Source organism: Serratia sp. DD3, from assembly GCF_000496755.2.
The window spans coordinates 14,556-40,237 of record NZ_AYKS02000122.1 but is presented as its reverse complement, the minus strand read 5'-3'; the positions used below and the strand labels follow the sequence as shown (position 1 = coordinate 40,237).

The following is a 25,682-nucleotide window of genomic DNA, read 5'->3' as shown; positions in this document are numbered from 1 at the left end:
CCGAATGGAAAACACAACGCTGCCACAGCAGATCATGATTGTGGAAGATGAACCCAAACTGGGTCAATTACTGGTGGATTATCTGCAAGCCGCTGGCTATGACACCTGCTGGCTGACCCATGGCAGTGAAGTGGTGCCCGCTGTGCATCAACATCCCCCCGCCCTCATCTTGTTGGATTTAATGCTCCCGGGTTGTGATGGCTTAACTATCTGCCGCGAGTTACGCCGTTTTACTGATATTCCAGTGGTTATGGTGACGGCCAAAATTGAAGAGATTGATCGCCTGCTGGGGCTGGAGATCGGAGCGGATGACTATATCTGCAAACCCTACAGCCCCCGTGAAGTGGTTGCCCGGGTGAAAACCATTTTGCGCCGCTGCCACCGACCATTGGCCCCTCCAGAAGCTGACGCCCTGCTACATATTGATGAAACCCGTTTTCAGGCCAGTTATCAGGGGCATATCCTGGATCTGACCCCGGTAGAATTCCGCTTGCTAAAAACCTTGGCTTGCCACCCCGGCAAAGTATTTTCACGCGAGCAGTTGCTAAACAATCTGTACGATGATTACCGTGTGGTTACTGACCGCACCACCGACAGCCATATCAAAAACCTGCGCCGCAAGCTGGAACAGATCGACAGTGAGAAAGCCTTTATCCGTTCGGTATACGGTATGGGCTACCGTTGGGAAGCGGAACCGTGCAGCCTATCATGATGGCTAATGACATGCCCTGGCTTTATCTTCAAGCCCCCAGCCGTAGATGCTCATCTTGGTTCCACTTGCTGGTGCCAAATAATTCACTAGAATGGGCGCGGGTTAACAGATAATTTTTTATTTCTGTGCGCTGTAACACATTACCATTGTGATGCAACGCTCCTTTTCAGTCGATTGACTACACTTACTTTCACTTGTTTTGTTGCAACCAGCAGGAGAAGGAAGATGGCAAACGGTCGCTATGAACTTAAGAAATCCAGTAACGGGCAGTATCACTTTGTGCTTAAAGCCAGTAATGGTGAGGTTATTCTTTCCAGTGAAAGGTATGCCAGCAAAGCATCCGCAGAAAATGGCATTGTTTCGGTGCAGACCAACTCCCCTCTTAAAGCCCAGTTCGAAATAAAAATCAGTAACGACAACAAACCCTATTTTGTATTAAAAGCCCAAAATCAGCAGGTGATTGGTACCAGCCCGATGTACAGTTCTGAACTTGCAATACAAGACGCGCTTCAATCTGCGGTGCTTTATGGCCCTTCCAGCGAAGTATACGATTTAAGTATTTAAGTCTTATGCCGTTCATGCACCATGAACGCGAGTGAACTGCATAGCAGCGATATCCGCTTTATTCTTCAAGCGGCTGTGGTGTTGGCTACGTCTAAATACTCGGCTATTCCTGAGCCTCCCCCCTAGCGGGGCACTACAAACCACCTGAATTATTTTGAGTATCTCGCGGAATTATTGCCGGTAGTTGCTGATTTCTTACCAGAGTGCCGCTACAATCCCCTGCTTTTGCTGCACCACCCGGTGGTGCAGTGCTGACCTGAAATCAGACCGAGAACCATTACTATGTCCACACCTGAATCGTCCACACCTGAATTGTCCACACCTGAATCGTTTATACCTGGGTCGTTTACACCTGAACTGCTCTCTCCAGCGGGAACGCTGAAAAACATGCGCTACGCTTTTGCCTACGGTGCTGATGCCGTCTATGCTGGCCAGCCACGCTACAGCCTGCGAGTGCGTAATAACGAATTTAACCACGAGAACCTGGCACAAGGCATTAATGAAGCCCATGCGCTGGGTAAAAAATTCTATGTGGTGGTGAATATCGCCCCACATAATGCCAAACTGAAAACCTTCCTGCGCGACCTAAAACCGGTGATTGCAATGGGGCCAGATGCGCTGATCATGTCTGACCCGGGTTTGATCATGATGGTGCGTGAAGCCTTCCCACAAGTGGACATCCATCTCTCAGTACAGGCAAATGCCGTCAACTGGGCTACGGTAAAATTCTGGCAACAGATGGGGTTAACGCGCGTTATCCTATCGCGGGAATTATCACTGGATGAGATTGCCGAGATCCGCAGCCAAGTGCCGGAAATGGAACTTGAAATTTTTGTCCATGGCGCATTATGTATGGCCTATTCGGGCCGCTGCCTGCTTTCTGGCTATATCAACAAACGTGACCCTAATCAGGGCACCTGTACCAATGCCTGCCGTTGGCAGTACAAGACCGAAGAGGGTAAAGAAGACGATAGCGGCAATATTGTGCATCTGCATGAACCTATTGCGGTACAACAAGTTGAACCCACTCTGGGGGTTGGCGCCCCCACGGATAAGCTATTTATGCTGTCTGAGGTACAAAAACCCGGCGAGTATATGAGTGCATTTGAGGATGAACACGGCACCTATATCATGAATTCAAAAGATTTGCGTGCCATTCAGCATGTGGAGCGCCTCACCCAGTTAGGGGTACATTCACTGAAAATAGAAGGCCGCACCAAATCCTTCTACTACTGTGCCCGTACCGCGCAGGTTTATCGCCGTGCTATTGATGATGCCGCTGCGGGCAAACCGTTTGACCCCAGCCTACTCACCACGCTGGAAGGGCTAGCACACCGTGGCTATACCGAGGGATTCCTGCGCCGCCATACCCATGACAGCCACCAAAATTATGATTATGGTGCTTCGATTTCTGAGCGTCAGCAATTTGTTGGGGAATTTACCGGTGTCCGCCGTGATGGTTGGGCTGAAGTCGATGTGAAAAATAAATTCTTGCTCGGTGACAGTGTGGAAATGATGACGCCAACCGGGAACATCGTATTCACACTGGATAAAATGCAAAACAAGAAAGGCGAAGCCATCGAGAGCGCACCCGGTAACGGTCATATCGTTTATTTGGCGATCCCAGAAGATGTCGACATCAATTATGCATTACTAATCCGTAACTTACCGACAAGCAATAGCATAACTAATTGATAATATTTATATTTTATAAAAATCCTTTTTTATCGCCCCTCACTGGGGCGTTTTTTAGCAAATATTAGAATCAGATCACATCAATTAGAGAGTGAATTGGTTATTATCATCACGCTTAAAAATAAGAACGAAAATATTTGCATAGCAATAATAGGAACCACCTCCTTAGCCAGTCCAATCTCCCTTGGGCTGGCCTTTTCTTTTTTACTTCCTTTAAAAATATTTAAATTAAATAAATCCGTAATCTGCCCGCGAATTCAGATAATAAGCGCAACACTCGGTAATCATGGTGAGGTGGGAGTTAGCTGCTGATAAGCTATCCTGCTCATCTGACCAAAGATGAGCAAGTAACCATGGACTACCAGCAGAACAATTGCCCATGAGATGTCTGCTTCTGGCACAAGCTGTGTAAAAACCGCTGATCGTTTTTCGGTCTAATCAATGAATTTATATGATCGACTATTCTCGACAAACCCGTGTGGCAATCTTATATTTCTAATAAAATGAGAAATATAGAAATGAACGTCACAGGAGTTTATATGGCCCTCCACATTAAAGGTCAGGGCAAACATCAGGTGACGTTGCTACCTGAAGTGCTGGATGATTTTGTCACCGAGGATAACCCAGTCAGAGTTGTTGATGTATTTGTGGATGGATTACAGCTTGATGTACTTGGCTTCGAAAGCGTTAACCCAAAACAGACCGGGCGACCAGGATACCACCTCTACCAAAATGCGTTAGTGACTTTTCTTAGCTTATAGGCCAGCAGTACTGTAGCAAAACAGCACTTAGATATATACCAACACCATACGAACCGTGTGCTATCAGACTACGCTGGCGCGCTATATTAGGTTGCGGTGTCTTAGATGCAGCCAAGCCAAAACCAAATCCAGGTTGCATAATAAAGAAAGGGGCTATTACGCTGATAATGCCCATTATGAGTGCTGCCAAAAATGTGGGGTGCTCAAGCCAATCTTGCCCCATGAGATAAATAAATATCAGAGAAAAGACCACGCCAATAGCATAGTGTGCAGTCCACCCCAGAGCCTTTTCTCCGCTTACTTGTGTTGTTTGCATGATTGTATGGTGAAAAAACTTGCCACTTGGCATGTGCCCTAGCCAACGCCCGACCAACTGATAGTTGAGCGAAGGGATATTAAAAAAGCGTTTTTGCAGTAATGCCCAGAGGTCCATTACCAAGGTTGCCCCGATACCAATCAGCACTGCACGTAATAACACATCCATTTAGCGATCCTTTTTTACGCTCCTCGGAAGTGGAAAACGTAATATGTTCTGTAACACAATCTCGATTGAAAGCCAGCAGCAGTAAACTGGTGGGCTCCTTCAACCTTTGATATAATATATTTCAATTATTATATTGAATGATGAGGTAGTGAAAACAATATGTCAACACTCGATGGCGATAGTCAACGCCAAGTTCTTAACGAATTTGCAGAAGTGACACGTTCCTTGGGGAACTCGCATCGTCTGCTACTGCTTGAACATATCGCACAGGGAGAAAGACCGGTTGAAAGGCTAGCTGAACTCGCTGGTCTTACGATAGCCAATGCTTCTCAGCATCTTCAACATCTCAAACGTGCGGGGATTGTACAATCACGCCGGGAAGGGAAAAATGTCTACTACCGTTTGGGCAGTGGGCCAGTCCAGAATATCTTGACGGCGATTCGGCAATATGTGGAATACCGACATAGCGAGATCAGGTCATTCGTTACTGATATTTTCAGCCAGCGTGAACGGCTGGAATCGATTTCTCACGAAGAGCTTCTGCATCGCTTGAATGAGGGGGATATTACTCTGCTGGATGTGCGTCCCCCCGAAGAGTTCGCTTCTGGCCATCTGCCTGGAGCGGTCAATATTCCGGCCGAAGAACTAGAGGGTCGCCTATCTGAACTGCTTAAAGGACAGGAGGTGGTGGCGTATTGCCGCGGACCTTACTGCGTCCTCTCTCTCAACGCTATGAAAATCCTCCATACCAGTGGTTTTCTTGCTCGCTGCCTAGAGGATGGCTTTCCGGAGTGGAAGGCTGCCGGGCTGGAAGTGCAAACTAGCCAGTAAGCCCTCGTTTTCGCGGCTTACTAGTATAATCTTTCACGGAAACATCACTGGAACCTGATACTCAACATTATGGTTCCAGTGGTATTCAGATTATTACTGCTAATTGATCTTTTTCATTAAAATTAGCGCGCCTATCGCTGCTAGTAAATAGATGCCTCCTGCCGCGCCAAACGCCCATGCGTAGCCATTAACTACGTTTTCCTGGGTTGCCGCTACCGCTATTAATGCGGCCAGCCCCATAGTTGGACCTAACTCCATCGATGTGTTCATTACGCCGCCCGCAAGGCCCGCGTCGCGTAGGGGAACATTTGCCGTTGAAAGTACCGCACTGCCAGAAAAGGTCAAAGAAGCTCCCGCGGGGAGGATAAATAAGCCAGGAAGCAGGCCAAGCACATAGTGAGTTTGCTCATTGAGCTGCGCCAGTAAAAGCAGCCCCACAGCACCGAGTAGTAACCCAACAATTGTGATTTGCAAGGCGCCGAAGCGCATAATGAGAGCCCGGGCGGCACGATTCATAATTAGGAGTCCAACAGTATAGGGTATAAAGGCCATGGAGGTTGCAAAAGATGACCAACCGCGAAATTGTTGCAGATACAGGGAAAGTAAAAAGGTAATCAAGCCCATACCCGCAGCGGCCAGTAAAATACCAATCAGGCCAGTCATACGCATTGGGTTGAGGATAAAACCAGGGGGGAGCAGAGGAGAGCTAACATGTCGCTCGACGAGCAAGAAAGTGAAAATGAGCAGCAGGCCAGCGGCTACAGGCAGATAGACTGGCGCAGTCAGCCAAGAATATTCACCACTCATGATCAGGCCAAAGCTGAACAGCGAAATGCCACTAGTCGCCAATAGAGCACCGCTCAGATCTAGACCAGGAGAGTCGTTATCACCTAGGGGGAGCGGCTTCATCATTCTGCGTACCAAAAGCAGACCGGACAAGCTAACAACAACCGGAACAATAAACATCCACCGCCAAGACAGCCAAGTGGTGACGATGCCTGATGAAAGAAAACCAACGGCCCCCCCCAGAACCGATACTCCGCCCCAGGTTGCCATTGCATGGTTGAACTGGCCCACCTCGCGGTAGAGTTGGCGCAATAATGCCATCAGGGCTGGTGCCGTAAGCGCGGCACCGATCCCTTGCAAAAAGCGAATTGCTACTAGAAGCCAATAGGAGGAAGCAAACATGCCGCTCAGTGACGCAAGACCGAAGATAAGCATCCCCAAAGTAAACATTTTTCTTCCACTGTAACGATCAGTTAGTCGCCCACCAAACAACAGCAGGCCGCTAAAGGGCAACCCATAAGCAGCACTCACCAACACCAGTTCAGCTTGAACCAACTGGAATTCTGCGCCAATCGCTGGCAGTGGGACTCCAATCATGACAATTGTAAAAATCAACGTTGCCTGAATGGAGGCGAGAATAGCAAACACTAAAACGTTATTTTCCTCTACGGATAATGGCCGAGCCACATCTTCAGGAAGAGCCGAATCGTGTTTGTCTGTCACAAAATCATTACTCATTTTACCACCCTACTTATCATCTGTTTGCTAAGTTAACTTTCGCTAAATCAATAAGATTTACTAATGTAATTAATAAATAATTCAATTTATCAATTGAATGATGTGCTTGTTTATTTGATGTTGTCAAGATAAAAAGAAAAGTACGTATAAATTTATATTAATTTTTATTGATGGTCATCACTGGTTAACCAACATGGGCTTAGAATTATTATTCTTTTTATTTCAATAAATTGAGTTTTTTATGCGATATCTCAAGTGTTTACCTTATGATATCAAAATGTTATTAATTATGATGTTTATGCTTGACGTCATAAAACATATTAATGTATCTTTATGACAGTCAATTGATTTATTGACTATTTATCGAGGCGTGAAGTGTTCGCTTTACTTATGTGAGTGCCTTAAGAATCTCATCTATCCGATCTATGGTGTTACAACGGTATTTTTGGGGATGTTTTAATCCCTAACTTTAAGCAATTGGTACTCTTAAACGTTTTGATGGATACGTAACGTTCTCATGCTATTTTTATTGAATAATCTCAGAGGATTTTTTTATGCGAGTCATGCAGGAAGCAGCTAAAAGAATTGGTTTAAAAATTTCAGGGAAAGAAAATGACCTCATCACCAATCAGGTTGAACATTCTGTTGAAAAAAGTGTGACTAAAATAAATGAGTTACTCAATGGAAAACTACCTGTAGATGATTCAAAAACTTTTGATAAAACAGTGGAAAGAAAAGAAGATGAATCATTTCCGCTAACCGATATTCAATACGCATATTTGATTGGTCGCAATGCAGGGATGCCTCTGGGAGGGATTGCAACTCATTACTATTTTGAAATCGAAATTTTCAACCCGGACCTTCAGCGGCTGAATGCAGCCTTGAACCAAACGCTGTCACTGCATGCCATGCTGCGCGCGGAACTGACCGATAGTGGCCGTCAACGGGTTTCTACGGGCCTTGAGCATTATGAGATTGCCGTGACGGATTGCCAAGACATGGATGATAACCAATTGCAGGAATTTATTAATAGCACACGAAGTGACATGGAAACGCATTTACGTTCGTTGGCTGTTGCACCTTCTTTCGAGATTAGAGCCTCCTTATTGAATAAAAGGATGGTTCGTTTACACCTCTGTTTTGAATTGATGTTTCTTGATTTGCATAGTGTGAAAATAGTAATGAAGGATTGGTGGAGGTTCTATCAAAATCCACATGTAGTAAAATCCTCGCCGGAATTTAATTTTGGCGATTATATCGAAAGAGAAAGGCAACTTCTGCAAAGTAAGCAAGGCTGCAGAGATAAGGATTATTGGTTAAATAAAGTGGATGCGATGCCCGCAGCTCCTGAATTACCACTGTATCAGTCACCTGAATTAATTAAAAAGCCCATATTTAAAACGCTTTCACACCAGATCTCACTGGAGTTAGTCAATAAGCTCCGCCAGAGCACTACTGCACAGGGGATTACCCTGGAAACGCTCTTTCTTGGCATTTATGTTGAAACCTTGCGACAGTGGTCGCGGCGCCAGAACTTTACTCTCACTTTAACCCAGCATGCGCGGCGTAACTATTTCCCGGATGTGCAACAAAGCGTAGGGAATTATCTTCAGTCAAGCCTATTGTGTGTTAAAGACGGTAAGTCGGAGGCGTTTGGTCAGCGCTTGGTGATGTTGCAGACTGAACAGTTGGTGAACTACTGGCATTCCTCATTCAACGGGATCCAGGTTCTACGCGAAATGACGCGTCGGAGCCAGGGAGGGAGGGCGCTTTCTTTCCCGGTCGTTTTCAGCAATACCTTGAATGCGGAACTACGAGATATTGCCACCGACTATGGCTGGGAAGGAACGGCGATGGTGAAGTATAGCAGCACCCAAACGCCCGGCGTCTGGCTCGAAAATCAGTTGTTGCGTATCAATGGCGATCTGGTGATGAACTGGAACTACGTCGAAGGGTTGTTTCCGGCGGGTATGCCAGAAATGATGTTTGAGGCAGCCGTTAAACTGCTGAACGCCTGTGGCGAAAACCCGCAGATTTGGTCACAACAGGGTGCGGTGGTGGCCTTGAACACGGACGACATGCAGGAGAGACTGGCTGCCAATTCGACGGATGATGGGATGCCACCGGCGCTGTTGCAGGATCTGATCTTGCATGCTGCACGTCAGTTCCCGACCAAAACGGCGATTATTCAGGGGCAAAGAGAGGTAAGCTACGGAGAGATGGTCACCAGCGGTAACCACGTTGCCGAGCAATTGAGTGCTGCTGTAGCCATTAAACCGGGTGATATCGTTGCCGTTTCTCTGCCGCAAGGGCCGGAAATGCTGGCCGCCATTCTGGGCGTACTGTTCGCGGGCGCGGCATATGTCTCGATTGACCCACAGCTTCCTGAGCAGCGTAAAGCGCGGTTGATTGAGCGCTGTGCGGCGAAAGCCATCGTGACGCCTGCTGGCCTGGAACCAATAGATGGATTAATCAACATAGGCGTGGTCATTGATAGTGCTGCACCGATGAAGTTTCCTGCACAGGTGGCAAAACAGACATTGGATGATCTGGCCTACGTTATCTTTACCTCCGGCTCTACTGGTGAGCCAAAAGGGGTGATGATTACGCACCGCAACGCCGCTAATACGGTTTTGGATATTAATCGTCGTTTCAACGTCAATCAGCATGACCGTGTCTTCTCCGTTGCTCCAGCGGGGTTCGATCTGTCCGTTTATGATTACTTTGGGGTTCTGGGAGCCGGTGGCAGCATCCTGTTTGCTGCGGAAAATGAGGCTAACGATCCGAAAATATGGGCTGAAAAGATCACCAAACATCGGGTGACTTTGTGGAATAGCGTGCCTGCACCGATGAAAGCTTTGGTAGAACGGGCCGGTTCGCAGCTTTCTGGCAGTGCTTTGCGTCTGGTGCTGATGAGTGGAGACTGGATCCCGGTCAACCTGCCGGACCAAATCAAGGCCGCCGTCAACGGTATTGATGTGATCAGTCTGGGTGGGGCGACAGAAGGTTCAATCTGGTCAATTGTTTACCCTATCCGGAATGTAGATAGCGCCTGGAAAAGTATTCCTTACGGTAAACCATTGGCTAATCAGCAATTTCATGTGTTCAATGAATGGCTTGAACCCTGTCCCAAGTGGGTTACTGGCGAGTTGTTTATTGCGGGCGCTGGCGTGGCACAAGGCTACTTGGGCGATGCTGAAAAAACGCAGGAGAGATTTTTTAACCATCCGCTCACGGGCGAGCGGCTGTATAGAACCGGTGATTTGGGGCGCTATATTGATGAAGGGCTGATTGAGATCTTGGGACGTGAAGATAATCAGGTAAAAATTAATGGCTATCGCATCGAACTGGGTGAAATAGAGGCTTGCCTATTGGGGAATCCGCAGGCTAACCACGTCGTGATCAACGCGGTCAGCCACCCGAAAACCGGCCAAAAGCAGCTAGCTGCCTATATCGTGCCGAAGCAACAGGCCAGCGAGAACGAAAAGAGCGTGTTAGAAGGCGCACTACGCGAACTCGCTCAAGCTAATCTCCCTTCTTATATGATACCAACCTGGTTTGTGTTATTGGACAGTATGCCATTAACGGGTAATGGGAAAATAGATCGTAACGCTTTGCCCGTGCTATGGGGGGAAGCGGTGGCTGCAGCGGATAAGAGTGAACCCGCCGATGAGCTTGAGGTCCGTGTATTCACCTTATGGTCAAAACAGCTGCAACACAGTGATTTTGATGTCAATGATGGTTTTTTCGACATCGGTGGCGATTCATTGCATGCAGTGGGGCTGTTGAGCGCGGTACGCGAAACCTTCAAGGTCGGCCCGTCCAGTGAACAGGATATGATCGAGAGCCTGTTTATGAATGCCTCAGTACGTGATTTTTCGCGCATCCTTTCCAGCGTAGCGGACAAGCCTCAGGAGCAATACGCATGACTCATCCATTTAAACCGGCTCCAGAACCGGTTGATTATGATTTTATTGTGGTCGGTGGCGGGACCGCGGGTTGTGTGATGGCTTCTCGTCTTTCCGAAAGTGGCAAACACCGTGTTTTATTGCTTGAGGCGGGGCAGGATTCTGACGTTGCTCAACCTGGTAGTCCTTTGCGGGATGCTTCCCGCCTGGTTCTTGAAGGCTATAACTGGCCATACGAAGCCAACGTGCATGGGATAGAGCGATTTTCTCGTTTCGTCCAGGCAGATGATAATCAGCCGTTAGAGTGTAACCGGCGTAAAGCTTTTGGCTATCGTCTGGGGAAAGTCATGGGCGGATCGTCTGCGATTAACGGTGCCGTAGCCTTAAGGGCCTTTCCCAGCGACTTTAACCGCTGGGTAAATATGGGGTGTCGTCAATGGGCATGGTGTGACGTTTTGCCGTGGTACAAGAAGCTGGAAAATGACGTTGATCGTCCGGATTCTGCACTACACGGTCACCAAGGACCCCTCAGGTTGCGGAGACCTGCAAGGGACGACATCTTGCCATTGGAGCAAGCCTTTGCCGATATATGCCAACAGAACGGTATCGCTTTTGTTGACGATCTGAATGAGGGAGAAAGTGCGGCGGTGGGTGTCGTACCAGCCAATGTGGTGCAGGGAGCGGAAAGATACGATCTTTACCGTGCCTATCTTTCTGCGGCACGCGAGCGGGAAAACCTTCATATCCTCTCGCACATGACGGTCGAGAGAGTGCTGTTTAACGCGGGCAAGGCTGTTGGTGTCGAAGCGTCGCACGACGGGGGCTATACTACCTATCATGCCAACCAGATCGTGCTGTGCGCCGGAGCGATAGGATCTGCGGCGATCTTGCAGCGTTCCGGCGTTGGCGATGCGCGTTTATTACAACAACTTGATATTCCCGTGGTGGCCGATCTGCCTGCCGTTGGCAACCATCTGTCCGATCACGCTTCGGTTGTACTATGGGCACTCCCAAAATCTGGAAATAGCATCCAGGAAACACCGTGGCGGCAAACTGCGGCGCGCTTGAACAGCGGGTATGATGCGCAGATTGATGTGCAATTAGGATTAATGAATAACGTGGCGAGCAAGACAGTACCCGGTTTTCAGAATCGAACCGATTACCCGCGCTTGGTGGGGGCCTCTGTGATGCTGATGCGTCCCAAGGCCAGAGGTCGAGTGTTTATCCAGAGCAGGGATAGTAAGCAACTGCCGATGATCGATCTGCCTTTATCACAGGAGCCAGAAGATATCGCGCGCTTGGTCGGGGGTGTACGTCAAATGTGGCGGTTGATCAATCACCCGGAGCTTGCGGCATATCTCGACGGTATCCAGTTCTGGTCTGAGGCGATGATCAACAATGATGAGGTTATGCATAATGCCATCAAAAATCTGCTCAGCCCCGGCTGGCATGCCTCTGGTACGGTACGGATGGGATGTGCGAGCGATCCGCAGACCGCAGCGGATGAACAGGGTAACCTGCACGGCCTGAGCCAAATCGCCGTTGCAGATGCTTCACTCTTCCCTTGTATCCCCTCTATGCCCACGAACCTCACTACCGTGATGGTCGCTGAGCGTATCGCCTCTTTCTTACTGCGGAGCCATATATGAATTCGTCTGCGCCCAAGCGCGTTATTTATGCCTTCCCACACGCAGGCGCCAGTTCGAGCGTCTATCGTGCTTGGCTTGGCCGCTTCAAAGGGGATGCCAATCTGGTGTTCAAGCCGATCGAGATACCTGGCCGTGACGTGCTGAGCCGTGAAAAGGTGATCGACAATCTGCCGTTGTTGGTCAATCGGATCTGCGCCGATATCCATGCGGACTTTGCCTTGCGCCAGCAGGCTGGGATGACCGAGTGGGTGACGTTTGGTCATAGTTTTGGTGGCGTGCTGAGTTTTATCGTGAGTGCGGCGTTGGCGGAAAACTATGCTATGCGCCCGCTGTTTTCCGTGATTTCAGGCTCTATCGCACCGAGCGTACAGGCGGACGATGACCGACATTTGTGGACGGACGATCAAATCATTTCAAAAATGCGTGCGGATAATGGGACACCAGAGAGCATTCTCAATGAGCCCGCCTTCGCCCGCAAGCTGGTGACCTCGCTCCGTACCGATTATATCTTGCGCCATCAGTTCCTGGCGTTTGTGGATAAAAAAGTGTCGCAACCCTTGGACGTTATCTCAGCGGATCAAGATGAACATGTCACTGAAGAAATGCAAGCAGCGTGGCGGAACCACACGTTTGCTACCACCCAACTACACCCTATCGAAGGGGGCCATTTCGCTATTTATAACTATTTTGACCTGGTAAAGGCGCTATTTTCGCAGGTACCCGAGAATCAGGCATTGGTTGAGGAATTTTTCTGAGGATATTATGGAAAACAAAGAGTTAACACAGTTTCGACTCGCTTGCCGTGATTTCCTGGCGCGTGAGGCTAAACCCTTTCTGTCTGAGTGGGAAACTAACGGCCTGATCGGGCGTGATTTTTGGCGCCACGCGGGTGAAGTGGGGTTATTGGGATTGGGCGTTGCCCGTGAATTGGGCGGCCAGCAGAAGCCTGATTATCACTATGCTGCTGTCCTGACGGAGGAGTTAATTCGCGCCGAGATGACCGCGCCAGTCATTATCTCTCATAATGATGTGATCGCCAGTTATATAGACAGCCACGGTACCGATGAGCAGAAAGCTCGCTGGCTACCAGGGTTGTGCAGCGGTGAACTTATTGCGGCGATCGCCATTACCGAACCCAATGGTGGATCGGATTCGGCAGATCTTGAGACGACCGCGGTAAAGCAAGGGCAGCACTATATTGTAAATGGTCATAAAAGCTATATCACCAATGGGGTTAATGCCGATCTTATTCTGACCGCGGTAAGAACCTCAGAGGCGTCACGTGGGCAGGGCACCAGTTTGCTGATCGTTGAACGAAACACCCCGGGTTTTGAGCGCGGGCCATTGCTGAAAAAAATAGGTTGGCATGCTAGTGATACCGCCGATCTTCATTTCACCGCTTGTCGGATTCCCTGCGAAAATCTTATTGGTCGCGAGAATATTGGCAACCTCTATTTTATGGGAGGGATGCCACGAGAAAGATTGAGCATTGCGACCGTTGCCGTTGCCACAGCGGAATATCTACTTGAAAAAACGCTGGTATGGGTAAAGCACCGTAAGGCTTTCGGGCAGCCTATCGGATCGTTTCAAGCGAATAGATTTATGCTGGCGGAGCTGGACACGGAAGTAAAAATAGCCAGGGTGTATTTAAATGATGCCATCGCTCGCTTTAACCTGAAAAGCCTCAGCGTGGTTGATGCGGCAAGAATTAAACTCTGGACTACCGAGCTTCAGATAAAAGTGGCTGACCGCTGTTTGCAGTTGCATGGAGGGGCTGGTTATATGAGTGATTCATATATAGGTAAATCCTGGGCAAATAGCCGGGTGCAAACTATTTATGGCGGCACGAGTGAAGTGCTTAAGGAATTTATTAGCAAGTCTATGGGGTTGTAAACTAAGTTATTCATCCGGTCAGGAGATAATATGAGTAAAATAACCGAACGCCCTGAAAGCCAATTTCAGGTCAGAATCGCTACACCCGAAACATGGCAGGTGGTGGTGGAAATGGCACGTCGGGAGCACTGGGATCTTGGGGAAGGAGACGCGAGTCGTTTCCTTAATGTAGATGCGCCGGGTTTTTATATCGGTTATTGGCAAGATAGGCCGATTGCTTCGATATCTGTTGTGAACCACGCGCAAAATTACGCACATCTCGGTCATTATATTGTTAATCCCGATTTTCGCGGTCAAGGGCTTGGTTTGGCGGTTTGGAGTATCGCGATTGAACATGCTGAAGGGCGCTGTATTGGCCTGGATGGCATGCCCGCCCAAGAGGCCAATTATCAGAAGTTTGGATTCAAAACACATTATCACACGTTCCGCATGGTGGGGGCGGCGACTAAAAACATTGTCGAACTACACAATATCGAACTCGTCGATCAAAAAAATATTACATCGGTGATTGATTATGACGCGAGTTTCATCGGGTATTCTCGTGCCGGGTTACTTGCCGAGTGGTTTTTCGGCCAAGGGCGAAAAGGCCTTCTGCTAGTTGGTAATAAAGGGATTGAAGGCGTTATTGGTTTACGTCCCTCCGATGATGGGTATCGAGTTGGGCCTTTCTATGCCGCTAATGAGAAAAGTATGGAAGCACTGATGTTGGCTGCGATGAATGAGATACCGCAGCAGACGAATGTCACGCTAGATATTCCAGAACATGCCCAGCAGACCATCGCATTTGCCCGCTCTTTAGGATTCAAAACGTTGTTTCATACTTGCCGGATGTATCGTGGGGAACCGCCTCTAGATTATCAGCCAGGAATTAATGCCCTGGCTTCTCTGGAATTAGGTTGAGTTATCAATTCGTCTGAATCATCACCAATTAACTTTGCTGGAGTACTTATGTCAGAAAATACACCAACTTTATTTGAATGGATGGGTGGAAGAGAGGTTCTGCTAAAACTCATGAAGATCTTTTACGCCAAGGTTGAAAAGGATGAGTTATTAGCGCCAATGTTTGCTCACATGGCGAGTGACCACCCGGAGCATGTCGCTATCTGGCTGGAAGAGGTTCTGGGTGGGGAGGCTAATTACACGGCTCATCGAGGCGGGTTTAAGGGCATGGTTTCCAAGCATCGCGGCAGGAGTATCCATCCGGAGCAGCGTCAGCGTTGGGTGGACTTGATGATGGAGTGTGTGGACGAGGTTAACTTGCCAAACGATCCTGAGTTTCGTTCCGCATTTGCCGCTTATATTGAGTGGGGATCGCGTCGTGCCCAGGCGAATTCACAACCTAAAGCGCCACGCCCTAAGCGGGAAACGATTAAGAAGTGGGGCTGGGGTGAAGCACCTCCAGGTACGCTGTAATTCCTGATGGGACTTGATGCATGAAAGTAGAGGCTGCGGCTTTTACTTTCATAGCTACGGCTATTAACGAGAGCTTTGTATGGAGCACGATCATGACGGAGAAGAAGCGGATTTTAATTGGTGCCACTGGCTCGGTGGATATCACTTATCTTCCTGAGTATCTGAAGGCGATTAAAAAGAATATTCACTGTTCATTAACCGTGTTGATGACTCGGCAAGCTGAGCAGTTTATCCCCGCGGAAACGCTCAGGCTGTGGGCTGACCGTGTGATTGCGGGTGAAAAACCTGCTGATTGGCCTAGCGACAAACCTTCAAAGATTGTTGCTGACCATGACATTATGGCGGTATTGCCTGCAACGGCGAATACGCTGGCCTCGGTCGCACAAGGTGCTGCGCCAAATCGCTTGACCACGGTAGTGCTTGCTGCGGATTTTCCGGTGTTGTTCTTCCCGGTAATGGGGGCCGTGATGTGGGGGAAAGCTGCTGTAAGACGCAATGTTAACCAACTGCGCGAGGACGGTTATGAAATGATTCAACCTGTTTGGCATGAAAACTATGATACTGCGTTACAGCGCATGGTGGGCCATCCATCTTTGCCCTCGGTAGATGATGTGGTGAAGTTGTTAACTGCTCGGCTTATATAAAACACTGCAAAATGGAATGGAAGCGATGATTACACAAGTGGCTCTGTCGGACTATGGGTAAGTAAATTGCCAATCTTTTCGATCGGCGATTAGTATTCTGGAACATGACCTCAGCCCGATGGGACCATGGGGGAATTATCTCCCACCCTTCTACTTTGGTGAGTGAAAAACAAGGTTGAGTGGTACAATGACGATATCGAAACACTGCTGTATATTAAGAGGATTGCGGCCTTAATATACCCGTGATTAATGAAGATGCTTGATTTTGTTCACGAAGAGGATCAAGCTGACCGACATGAAAATACATCTGACTTCTGAACAACGAATAGCGCTCTAAATGCTGCACAAAAGCAGTAGGGATTGTTGCATGCGTGACAGAATTCGATGTGTACTTCTCGCCGCTGATGACTGGACTACTGCCATGATCGCCAAGTCCCAGTTGATTGATGAAACAACGGTTCGCCGTCATATCCATGACTGGCTTGATGATGAAAAACTCAAGCTCGAAAATGGCCAGGGAGGGAGCACACTTTGCTTGTTATTTAACCAAAGAATAACTGAGCCCGATAATTGTCATCCCAACTTGCCTTTTTAGCTTGTTTCTCTGACTCGGCGCACCACAATTGCTCTGTTTTATGATGTTCAGAACAAACCGCCGGAATAGCGCCATATTCTCGACCACATCCTCCATCGCTATTCTGGAGGCATCTTCATTGAACACCACATCAAGAATGTAATGCTGGCTGTTCTCGATCTGCCAGTGTTGACGAATATAGTGCCTGAGCAGCTTGTGTTTGGGGGATAATGAGCTGACATAGTAGGCGGTCTCTACCGTTCCTTTTCCGTTGGCGCTGCGGTGACGCTCAACGGCGATGATGCTGCGGATTGTCGGCCATGGCCACTCTCTTTGTGCTCGACGATTATCTTCTCTTTCTGTGCGTCAAAGAGTGCCTGAAATTGCGATTGAACGGCTTGATACAGTTTCGGTTGGTTCTTATTTACCTGAACCACCACATGCGCCTTCTTCTCGCTGATTTTCTCCAGCGTCTCACGCTGACAATGAAAGGCATCAAGCGTCACAACGGCGCCTTTGAGCTCAAGAATTTCCAGTATTTCTTTAACCGTTTCGAGTTCCCCTTTCTTATTCAGGGTTGTTTTCTGGCTTAAAACCAAACCATTTTCGGTATCGTAGGCTGTGACCAGTTGCAGAGCTTCGGCGGCATTTCTACGGTAGGAGGCGCGTAACACCTTGCCGTCAAAGGCAATTACTGGTTTGCCCTGATGGGTGCGCTGTTCATTGACCCAGCAAAGCAACGCTTCAAGCAGGGTATCGATGACAATGCAGCGCAAAATGCGGGCAATGGTGTGACGGCGCGGTATACCGTTGGCAAAAGGTCGATACTGACGGAGCCAATCGGCCTTTGAATTGCCATAGGTCTCTATGTCCCGCCAGCCTTCGGCACCACTCATGATTGTAACGGTCAACAAAAACCAGACACTGATTTAGGCACATTGCTGTAGTCGGCGCTCATACTCATCCGGCGATATGTTTCCCAGCCGATAATGCCGTCTTTTCAGATTATAAAAACTGTCGATATAATCAATGACGTCTGCAATACCCTGATTTCGGGTTTCATAACGACGATAGTTAACTCTTTCCGCTTTCAGGCTGCGGAAAAACCTTTCTGTAACGGCATTATCCAGACAGTTACCTTTACAACTTATGCTACCTATCACATCAAGTTCCTGCTGGCAGGACTGGAACTGCGCACTGGTATATTGTGCTCCTTGGTCGCTATGGAACACCACGGAGCGTGTTGGTCGTCGTTTACTTACCGCCAGCCTTAAGGCCCGGATAGTCAGGGTGCTGTCTGGTTTGTCTGAGAACGCCCAACTGACTATTTTTCTTGAGCATAAGTCCATAACGATAGCCAGATATAACCACCCCTGAGCGGTACGCAGATAGGTAATATCACCCGACCACCAGGTATTCAGTGCCTCTGGATTAAACTGCCGATTCAGTAAAATAGCGGCCACTACAGCAGGTTTTCCACCGCGCGGGTAGCGATGACGCCCGGGACGTTTAGCAACCAGCAGCAGTGATTTCATTATCTGGCGAATGCGGTATCTGCCTACGTTAAAACCCTGTTCCCTTAACTCAATGCACATTCGCCGACTGCCATATGTAGCATCCATTTCAGCATGAATATGCTTAGTCGCCGTGTGCAACATAAGAACATCGGGTTTAATTATTGGCCGACGACTCCGCGCATAAAACACGTTGTGCGTGAGCGATAAGCAGCGGCATACCTGCTGGATATTGGCACCGGCCTTCTTCAGCTTCACCGCGACTTTTTGTCGTTGTTCATTTCCATGGCGAAGAAGGCCAAAGCTTTTTTTAACAGGTCATTGTCGCTTTGCAACTGCCGTACCTGCTTTTCAAGCTCTTGTATCCGCCGTTGTTCCGGTGTTATAGCACTGGCTATTGGTGTATCCCCGAGGATCTCACCGCGATATTGCCGCAGCCAACGCTGTAAGGTTGAAAGTCCAATATTCATTGTTTCAGCGGCCTGGTTCACTGGATCGTTATGTTGAATAACCAGATTGACACATTCCTGTTTGAACTCATGGGTAAACGTTTTTCTTCGCATTTTCACCTCGTTAGTGTTGCTCATTATATCTCTAACAAAGTGTCCGGAATGATTACATCATTACAAACGCGAAGGAACATATCAAAGCCATCAGTTAGCTTGTATTCCTTCTCAAGGGGTTTGGCATTTTTTGCTTTAATATCAGTCAGTGACATGAAAACACTCCCTCGTTTGTTGGTAAAAGGGAGATCGAACCAGCATTACCAGCATTTTTACCATCAAAATGATATGGCTTCGAGTGGTTTTTAGTGAACGAGGGCGAACGACTGAGCGGGGATAACCAATTGATAGAAATGCAGAAAGCAGACGTTAGTGAACGTCTGCCTCCCTTAATTTGGCTCCTCTGACTGGACTCGAACCAGTGACATACGGATTAACAGTCCGCCGTTCTACCGACTGAACTACAGAGGAATCGTGTGAACGGCAAGAATCATAACGGGGTGCCGCAAGGAAGTCAAAGGAGGATTATGCATTCTGTGATTGTTTGCTTAAAGAATGCGCAACCCATTGAAGTTTTAACAGATTTAGCCTGTTAAATCCCACTTTGAAATCCATTGATAACCGGATCAGAGTAGCTCGCTGCTGTCCGCAGAGCGATAAATACGCTGTGGTCTGCCCACCTTGCCGTAAATAATTTCTGCGACCAATTGATGACTGGCGGTGAAAAACTCCAGGTAACGACGGGCCGTGGTGCGGCTCAGGCCGATTTGCTGTGCGACGCTCTCTGCGGTATGGCGCGCTTGTGGATCGTCAAATAAGGTACGTATTTTCATTAAGGTCAGTCTATCGATACCGGTGGGTAAGGAGATTTGTTCACCACCGCGTGCATAGGTATTAAACATCTCGTCAATGCGGCGTTGGTTGAGCCGTGCTTTGTCTTTTAGCGCCTCGCGCAGTTGGCTAAAGCGCTGTAGGGTTTGGGCTAACCGATCATAGGCCAGCGGTTTGATCAGATAGTCAAAAACGCCATGGCGCAGTGCTTCTGCCACGGTATCCATATCACTGGCGGCAGTAATAAACACAATCCCCCCCTCGAAGCCTTGCAGCGTTAATTCACGCAGCAATTCAATCCCTTGACCATCAGGCAAAAAGTTATCCAGCAGGATCATGTCAGGTTTGAAACGTTCGGTCATCATGCGTGCTTGCGCCAGTGTGCCCGCCAGCCAGATCTGCCGGCAGCCCCCATGTTGCTTGATAAACTCCGCATGCATTTCTGCCAGTGGGGTTTCATCTTCTACGATCAGAATGTTAAGCCATTCCATTTTCACTTCCTACAGCTTGAATTATTTAACGGATACTGATTAAACGCGATTTAATTAAACACTACCGCCTCAGTAAAAACAATAAAAATAATTAAGTAAATAAAAACCATTAAACAATTTATATACACTGGAGGGTTTGTGAAATAGGTCAATAATTAAGGCCATTTTTATGTTTAACATAGCCCTATTAGCTCTTTTTTAAATTATTACCATTCTGCTTGCACACTATATCAGCAGCGGGGATTTATCTCGTGACTGGGCAGGATAGGGTAGATGGGACTTGTTAGCTTGCTACCTAATGCGGTTTGATTTTTAAAGTAGTTAACGCATTGGAAATCAATGCTTTGTTTTAAAAGGGTTATTTAATTTTCTTGCTGTTAGTTAACATTCTTATTGTATTTTAATTGTTATTTTCAGGTTATTTTAGAGAGACCAGTATGTTAGGTGATACCCTATTTAATCGAGTGAAAAGATCAGATCACAAAAATATAACGGCAATTAATGCTTTCTTACGCAGTAACGATCTGAATATTGACACCACGGTGGAGGTTTTTATTACCGTGACACAAGGCGAACAATTAGTTGCCTGCGGGGGTATTGCCGAAAATATTATCAAATGTGTTGCCATCAGCCCGCAGATGCGGGGTGAAGGGTTGGCACTGTCACTGGCAACCGAGTTGGTTAATCTGGCCTATGAGCGCCATCACACCCAGTTGTTTATCTATACCAAAGTGCAAAATGAGGCGTTATTTCGCCAATGCGGCTTTTACCCAATAGCCAGTGTGCCAGGCATTGTGGTGCTGATGGAAAATAGTCCGTGCCGCCTGAAACGTTATGCCACGCAACTGGCCAAGTTGCGCCAGCCGGGGGATACCATCGGCAGTATCGTGATGAATGCCAATCCTTTTACCCGTGGTCACCAATATTTGATAAGGGAAGCCGCAGCCCGTTGTGACTGGCTCCACCTGTTTCTGGTAAAGGAGAATACCTCTCGCTTCCCCTATGAAGATCGCCGAGACCTGGTATTGAAAGGCACCGAGGGGATTGAAAACCTGACGGTGCATGAAGGCTCACAGTACGTTATCTCTCGGGCCACCTTTCCTTGTTATTTCATCAAAGAACAAGGGGTTGCCGATGATTGTTACACCGAAATCGATCTGAAAATATTCCGCCAGTATCTGGCCCCAGCGTTAGGGATTACCCACCGCTTTGTTGGCAATGAGCCATTTTGTGCCGTGACGGCGAAATACAACCGCGATATGCGCTACTGGTTAGAAACCCCCACCTTGCCGAGTCCAGCTATCGAGCTGCTAGAGATCGAACGCCTGCAATATCAAGGTACCGCGATCTCCGCTTCCTGGGTGCGCAAGCTACTGGCAGCGGGGGACTTTCACGCCGCAGCGCCATTGGTGCCAAAAGATACCTTGTACTACTTGCAGGATCTGCAGACACAGCGGCGCTCAACGGTAACAGAACAAAAAATTGAATCTGCTTAATCAGGTGAAGAATGAAAATAATCCGAGAGGCCATGGCCGGTACGTTGGAATCCAGTGATGTGATGGTTCGCATCGCCCCAGCAGAAGGCCCCGCACATGACTTGCTGATTGCCAGCAGTGTGGAAAAACAGTTTGGTGACGCCATTCGCCGCACCTTGTTGCAAGTGTTGCAGCAATACAACGTGCCGCCAGTCCAGGTCATGGTTGATGACAAAGGTGCGCTGGATTGTGTGCTGCGTGCGCGGTTGGAAACGGCATTAATGCGCGCCAGTGACACCGCCAGCCTGCCATGGGGGGATCGCCATGAAAACGCTGAATAAACACCGTATGCGCCGAAGCATGTTGTTTGTGCCAGGTGCCAATGCGGCGATGGTCAGTAACGCATTTATCTATCAGGCGGATGCCCTGATGTTCGACCTTGAGGACTCGGTGATCCTGCGTGAGAAAGATGCCGCTCGTCGCCTGGTCTATCACGCACTGCAACACCCGCTGTATCAGGAAGTGGAAACCATTGTGCGGGTTAACGCGCTGGATTCTGCCTATGGTGTGGCTGATTTACAGGCGGTGGTGCGTGCTGGGGTGGATATCGTCCGTTTACCCAAAACCGACACGGCACAAGACGTCGTGGATATGGAGCATGAAATTGCTGCCATTGAACGTGCCTGCGGTCGCCCCGTGGGCAGTACCGGTTTGCTGGCGGCAGTAGAGTCAGCCCAAGGTATCACCAATGCGGTGGCTATTGCTCATGCATCCCCACGGTTGGTGGGCATGGCACTGGGGGCAGAAGATTATGTGCGCAATTTGCGGACCGAACGCTCGCCGGAAGGGGTAGAACTGCTATTTGCCCGCTGTTCCTTGCTACAAGCTGCCCGTGCTGCAGGTATTCAAGCCTTTGATACCGTCTATTCCGATGCCAATAACGAAGCGGGCTTCCTGCAAGAAGCGGCATTGATCAAACAGTTGGGTTTTGACGGCAAATCGCTAATTAACCCACGCCAAATTGAATTGCTGCACAACCTGTATGCCCCCACCGCTAAAGAAGTCGACCATGCCCAACGGGTGGTGGATGCGGCCGAAGCGGCAGAAAAAGAGGGGCGTGGGGTGGTTTCGCTCAATGGCAAGATGGTGGACAGCCCAGTCATCGAACGAGCCCGTCTGGTATTACAACGTGCGGCACTTTCCGGTGTGCGCGAAGAAGTGAACCGCAGCGAGGAAGCATCATGAAACTCCAACAACGCCTATCAACTCTGGATAATCTCGCGGGCATGAAGCTTTATCAGGACGTCTCCAAGGCCAACCAACAGGCGCGGAAACCACGGGGTATCAAACGTTGCGACTCGCTGGAAGAGGCTATTCGCCGCAGCGGTTTGCAAGATGGTATGACCATCTCTTTCCACCATGCATTCCGTGGTGGTGATTTAACACTCAATCAAGTGATGGAAGTGATAGCCGCCATGGGCTTTCGCAATCTGACACTGGCACCCAGCTCGTTAACCGATTGCCATGCTCCCTTGGTTGAACATATCCGCAATGGGGTGGTGAGCCGTATTTACACCTCTGGCCTGCGTGGGCCGCTGGCTGATGCTATTTCACGTGGCTTATTGAAACAGCCGGTACAGATCCATTCCCACGGTGGCCGTGTTGATCTGATTGAGTCTGGCGAATTACAGATTGATGTTGCCTTCTTGGGGGTACCTAGCTGCGATGAGTTCGGCAATGCCAACGGCTATACCGGCGAGGCCTGCTGTGGCTCGTTGGGTTATGCCAAGGTGGATGCCGCTGTGGCACGCAATGTGGTGCTGTTGACTGAGGCTATCGTGCCTTATCCACATCATCCTGCCAGCCTGGCACAAGATCAGGTGGATTTGATCGTTCAAGTGGCCCAAGTGGGGGATGCTGACAAAATCGGTGCCGATGCCACACGCATGACCTCGAACCCGCGTGAATTACTGATTGCGCGCCGTGCGGCGGAGGTGATTGTCGGCTCAGGTTACTTCACGGATGGTTTCTCTTTGCAGACCGGAACTGGCGGCGCTTCTCTGGCGGTAACCCGATTCCTGGAAGATAAGATGCGTCTGCGCGGGGTGCGTGCTGGTTTTGCTTTGGGGGGCATCACCTCCACCATGGTCGAGCTGCATGAGAAAGGGCTGATCCATAAATTACTCGATGTGCAAAGTTTTGATCGTGCGGCGGCAACCTCATTGGCGCGTAACCCTAATCATATCGAAATCAGCGCCAACCAATATGCCAACTTCAGCTCTAAAGGGGCTTCGGTTGATCGTCTCGATGTGGTGGTGCTGAGCGCGCTGGAAATTGACACCAGCTTCAATGTCAACGTCTTGACCGGTTCAGATGGCATGATCCGTGGCGCTTCGGGTGGTCACTGCGACACTGCAGCCGCGGCACGGTTGGCGATTATTGTCGCCCCGTTGGTGCGCGGCCGTATTCCAACCTTGGTGGAGCAAGTCACTACCTGTGTAACACCGGGTTCCAGCATTGACATTTTGGTTACCGATCATGGTATTGCGGTTAACACGGCACGCCCTGAGTTGGCGCAACGTCTACGTGAGGCAGGGTTGGAGGTGGTCACCATTCAATGGTTGCGGGAACGCGCCCTGATATTGACCGGTGAACCGCAGCCGATTGCCTTTACCGATAAGGTGGTGGCGGTGGTGCGCTATCGTGACGGGTCGGTCATCGATGTTGTGCATCAGGTCGCAGAGTAACGCCATGTTGCACATTGCCCCCGAATTGGCCACCAGCTACGCCATTGAGTTGCCGGAACTGCTTTCCAGCCGTGAATGCCGGCAGGCTCGGCAACAGGCGTGGTTGGCGCGCCACCAAAGCACGCTGTTGGTCTTGACGCTGGTGGTGCCCGGGGCAGTGAAAGACAGCCCAATGACGCGGCAGGTTTTCAACCTGGGGTGGCAGGCTTTACAGCACAGGTTTCAGCAACTGGCTTGGCACAGTCTACAGCAGCAAACATGGGCATTATCAACCGGGTGTGAAGGTTATCTGGCGTTGCAGGCTGATGCCTATGCAGTGAAGAAAGCCACCATTGAGCTGGAACAGCAGCAACCGGTTGGCCGCTTGTGGGATATCGACGTACTGACACCACAAGGGCAAATTTTGTCACGTTCTGATCTAGGGCTGCCAGAACGCCAGTGTTTGCTGTGTGATCAGCCAGCCAAAATCTGTGCCCGCCAACGTCTCCATAGCACTGAACAACTGCTGAATGAAATGCAAAGGAGGCTCAATGTTGCTCTCGCAATCTGAACGCTCGCCAGCACTGAACCTCTCTTCCACCAGCCAGCACTTTGCCGACAATGCCTTTCAGGCATTACTGGTGGAGGTGAATTTAACCCCGAAACCCGGTTTGGTGGATCGCCGCAATAATGGTGCCCATCGTGATATGAACCTTGGCCATTTCTACCGCAGTTCACGGGCTATTGCCCGGTGGTTACCCCATTTTGTTCGCCAGGGCGAGGCGGATGCAGGTTTGCCAGTGGAACAGCAACTGGCACGTATTCGCCCACTGGGCCTGGCTTGTGAAGCACAGATGTACCGGGCCACCGGGGGCGTTAATACCCATAAAGGCAGCGTATTTTCTTTGGGGTTGCTGTGCAGCGCATTTGGCCGTTTGCAACAGCAACAGCGGCAGATTGATAGCGCCAGCCTGTGCCAACTGGTGGCTCAGATCTGTCGTGGTTTGGTTAACCGCGAGTTGTTACATAACAACACTGGGCAAACGGCGGGCCAGCGCTTGTTCGCCGAGTTTGGTTTGAGTGGGGCGCGCGGTGAAGCTGAATCGGGCTTCCAACAGGTGATCAACGGGGCGTTGCCACAGTATCAACAAAAAATAACTGAGGGGTGCAGTGAACAGATTGCGCTGCTCGATAGCCTGCTATGGCTGATGGCCTTTAACGATGACACCAACGTCGCTTCTCGGGGCGGCATCGCCGGGTTGCGTTGGTTACAACAGTATGCACAGCAATTATTGGACCAAGGTGGGGCTGGGGCACCGCAGGGTATCGCACGCCTGCGCCAGTTTGATGCCACTTGTATTGCTCGCAACCTGAGCCCCGGTGGCAGCGCCGACTTATTGATCGTGACTTGGTTACTGGCACAACTGCCACAGCCACCACAGCCACCTATTTATACCCAATTGGATTGAGAAAAATAACAAAGCTTCAGG

At 49.3% G+C, this 25,682-nt stretch carries 23 protein-coding genes, 1 tRNA gene and 3 pseudogenes; 19 read left to right on the top strand and 8 right to left on the bottom strand.

Annotated features, from left to right (window positions below; translation table 11 throughout):
• Positions 1–4: 4 nt before the first annotated feature.
• From baeR to IO95_RS22405, 4 genes and pseudogenes are all read left to right on the top strand, one after another.
• The gene (gene baeR, locus IO95_RS22420) at positions 5–712 is read left to right on the top strand and encodes a two-component system response regulator BaeR (RefSeq protein ID WP_023492644.1); all 708 of its coding nucleotides are present in this window, start codon (positions 5–7) and stop codon (positions 710–712) included.
• Positions 713–937: 225 nt separating this feature from the next.
• On the top strand, positions 938–1,276 hold the full coding sequence (locus IO95_RS22415) for a YegP family protein (RefSeq protein WP_023492643.1): 339 nt from the start codon (positions 938–940) through the stop codon (positions 1,274–1,276).
• Positions 1,277–1,558: 282 nt separating this feature from the next.
• Positions 1,559–2,971, top strand: coding sequence for a tRNA 5-hydroxyuridine modification protein YegQ (gene yegQ, locus IO95_RS22410; protein ID WP_023492642.1), 1,413 nt, complete (start codon positions 1,559–1,561; stop codon positions 2,969–2,971).
• Positions 2,972–3,510: 539 nt separating this feature from the next.
• Positions 3,511–3,693 (top strand): annotated as a pseudogene (locus IO95_RS22405) (IS5/IS1182 family transposase); the annotation flags it as partial.
• Between the two features lie 28 nt (positions 3,694–3,721).
• On the opposite strand, the gene IO95_RS22400 reads toward IO95_RS22405, so the two are convergent.
• Positions 3,722–4,216, bottom strand: a complete 495-nt coding sequence (locus IO95_RS22400; protein WP_037387239.1) for a DUF2938 domain-containing protein — start codon at positions 4,214–4,216, stop codon at positions 3,722–3,724.
• A 159-nt stretch (positions 4,217–4,375) separates the two neighbouring features.
• Between IO95_RS22400 and IO95_RS22395 the strand changes: the two genes are divergently transcribed.
• A complete protein-coding gene (locus tag IO95_RS22395; protein WP_037387237.1) occupies positions 4,376–5,047 on the top strand; it encodes a metalloregulator ArsR/SmtB family transcription factor in 672 nt (223 codons plus the stop codon).
• A gap of 99 nt (positions 5,048–5,146) precedes the next feature.
• On the opposite strand, the gene IO95_RS22390 is transcribed toward IO95_RS22395, so the two are convergent.
• The gene (locus IO95_RS22390) at positions 5,147–6,571 is read right to left on the bottom strand and encodes an MFS transporter (protein ID WP_023492118.1); all 1,425 of its coding nucleotides are present in this window, start codon (positions 6,569–6,571) and stop codon (positions 5,147–5,149) included.
• A gap of 554 nt (positions 6,572–7,125) precedes the next feature.
• Here IO95_RS22390 and IO95_RS22385 point away from each other — a divergent pair.
• From IO95_RS22385 to IO95_RS25870, 8 genes are all read left to right on the top strand, one after another.
• A complete protein-coding gene (locus IO95_RS22385; RefSeq protein ID WP_023492200.1) occupies positions 7,126–10,500 on the top strand; it encodes a non-ribosomal peptide synthetase in 3,375 nt (1,124 codons plus the stop codon).
• Positions 10,497–12,128, top strand: a complete 1,632-nt coding sequence (locus IO95_RS22380) for a GMC family oxidoreductase (RefSeq protein WP_023492198.1) — start codon at positions 10,497–10,499, stop codon at positions 12,126–12,128. Before IO95_RS22385 ends, IO95_RS22380 begins: the two co-directional genes overlap by 4 nt.
• Positions 12,125–12,883, top strand: coding sequence for a thioesterase II family protein (locus tag IO95_RS22375; protein WP_023492197.1), 759 nt, complete (start codon positions 12,125–12,127; stop codon positions 12,881–12,883). The genes IO95_RS22380 and IO95_RS22375 overlap by 4 nt, the downstream gene beginning before the upstream one ends.
• Before the next feature lie 7 nt (positions 12,884–12,890).
• On the top strand, positions 12,891–14,021 hold the full coding sequence (locus IO95_RS22370) for an acyl-CoA dehydrogenase family protein (protein ID WP_023492195.1): 1,131 nt from the start codon (positions 12,891–12,893) through the stop codon (positions 14,019–14,021).
• Positions 14,022–14,051: 30 nt separating this feature from the next.
• Entirely contained in the window at positions 14,052–14,921 is an 870-nt protein-coding gene (locus IO95_RS22365) for a GNAT family N-acetyltransferase (protein WP_023492193.1), read from the top strand.
• A gap of 48 nt (positions 14,922–14,969) precedes the next feature.
• Positions 14,970–15,434 (top strand): group II truncated hemoglobin, encoded by a 465-nt coding sequence (locus tag IO95_RS22360; protein ID WP_023492192.1) that lies wholly within the window; start codon positions 14,970–14,972, stop codon positions 15,432–15,434.
• Between the two features lie 92 nt (positions 15,435–15,526).
• Positions 15,527–16,078, top strand: a complete 552-nt coding sequence (locus IO95_RS22355; RefSeq protein ID WP_037387233.1) for a flavoprotein — start codon at positions 15,527–15,529, stop codon at positions 16,076–16,078.
• Positions 16,079–16,445: 367 nt separating this feature from the next.
• Positions 16,446–16,673: a helix-turn-helix domain-containing protein gene (locus IO95_RS25870; RefSeq protein WP_023492190.1), complete on the top strand. Its 228-nt coding sequence runs from the start codon at positions 16,446–16,448 to the stop codon at positions 16,671–16,673.
• Here the strand turns inward: IO95_RS25870 and IO95_RS23720 are convergent.
• The 6 genes and pseudogenes from IO95_RS23720 to dpiA all read right to left on the bottom strand — a co-directional run bounded on the left by IO95_RS23720 (position 16,617) and on the right by dpiA (position 19,991).
• A pseudogene (locus tag IO95_RS23720) lies at positions 16,617–17,548 on the bottom strand (ISAs1 family transposase). The gene IO95_RS25870 and the pseudogene IO95_RS23720 sit on opposite strands and share 57 nt — an antisense overlap.
• Positions 17,549–17,581: 33 nt before the next feature.
• Entirely contained in the window at positions 17,582–18,424 is an 843-nt protein-coding gene (locus IO95_RS22340; protein WP_081878612.1) for an IS3 family transposase, read from the bottom strand.
• Positions 18,421–18,753 (bottom strand): transposase, encoded by a 333-nt coding sequence (locus IO95_RS22335; protein WP_081878611.1) that lies wholly within the window; start codon positions 18,751–18,753, stop codon positions 18,421–18,423. The genes IO95_RS22340 and IO95_RS22335 overlap by 4 nt, the downstream gene beginning before the upstream one ends.
• A gap of 41 nt (positions 18,754–18,794) precedes the next feature.
• Positions 18,795–18,884: pseudogene (locus IO95_RS24920) on the bottom strand (integrase); the annotation flags it as partial.
• Between the two features lie 180 nt (positions 18,885–19,064).
• A tRNA-Asn gene (locus IO95_RS22330) sits at positions 19,065–19,140 on the bottom strand.
• A gap of 155 nt (positions 19,141–19,295) precedes the next feature.
• Positions 19,296–19,991 carry a two-component response regulator DpiA gene (gene dpiA, locus IO95_RS22325; RefSeq protein ID WP_023492529.1) on the bottom strand — a complete coding sequence of 232 codons (696 nt, stop codon included), beginning with the start codon at positions 19,989–19,991 and terminating at the stop codon, positions 19,296–19,298.
• Between the two features lie 437 nt (positions 19,992–20,428).
• Here dpiA and citC point away from each other — a divergent pair, with 437 nt between their 5' ends.
• From citC to citG, 6 genes are read left to right on the top strand one after another with little or no spacing between them, the layout of a single operon-like run.
• Positions 20,429–21,487, top strand: a complete 1,059-nt coding sequence (citC, locus tag IO95_RS22320) for a [citrate (pro-3S)-lyase] ligase (RefSeq protein WP_023492528.1) — start codon at positions 20,429–20,431, stop codon at positions 21,485–21,487.
• Between the two features lie 11 nt (positions 21,488–21,498).
• On the top strand, positions 21,499–21,807 hold the full coding sequence (citD, locus tag IO95_RS22315; protein ID WP_023492527.1) for a citrate lyase acyl carrier protein: 309 nt from the start codon (positions 21,499–21,501) through the stop codon (positions 21,805–21,807).
• Complete coding sequence (gene citE / locus IO95_RS22310; protein WP_023492526.1) at positions 21,791–22,711, top strand: citrate (pro-3S)-lyase subunit beta; 921 nt, start codon at positions 21,791–21,793, stop codon at positions 22,709–22,711. The genes citD and citE overlap by 17 nt, the downstream gene beginning before the upstream one ends.
• The gene (citF, locus tag IO95_RS22305; RefSeq protein ID WP_023492525.1) at positions 22,708–24,213 is read left to right on the top strand and encodes a citrate lyase subunit alpha; all 1,506 of its coding nucleotides are present in this window, start codon (positions 22,708–22,710) and stop codon (positions 24,211–24,213) included. The genes citE and citF overlap by 4 nt, the downstream gene beginning before the upstream one ends.
• Positions 24,214–24,217: 4 nt before the next feature.
• Positions 24,218–24,763: a citrate lyase holo-[acyl-carrier protein] synthase gene (gene citX / locus IO95_RS22300; protein ID WP_023492524.1), complete on the top strand. Its 546-nt coding sequence runs from the start codon at positions 24,218–24,220 to the stop codon at positions 24,761–24,763.
• Positions 24,744–25,661 (top strand): triphosphoribosyl-dephospho-CoA synthase CitG, encoded by a 918-nt coding sequence (gene citG, locus IO95_RS22295; protein ID WP_023492523.1) that lies wholly within the window; start codon positions 24,744–24,746, stop codon positions 25,659–25,661. Before citX ends, citG begins: the two co-directional genes overlap by 20 nt.
• The last annotated feature ends 21 nt before the right edge of the window (positions 25,662–25,682 follow it).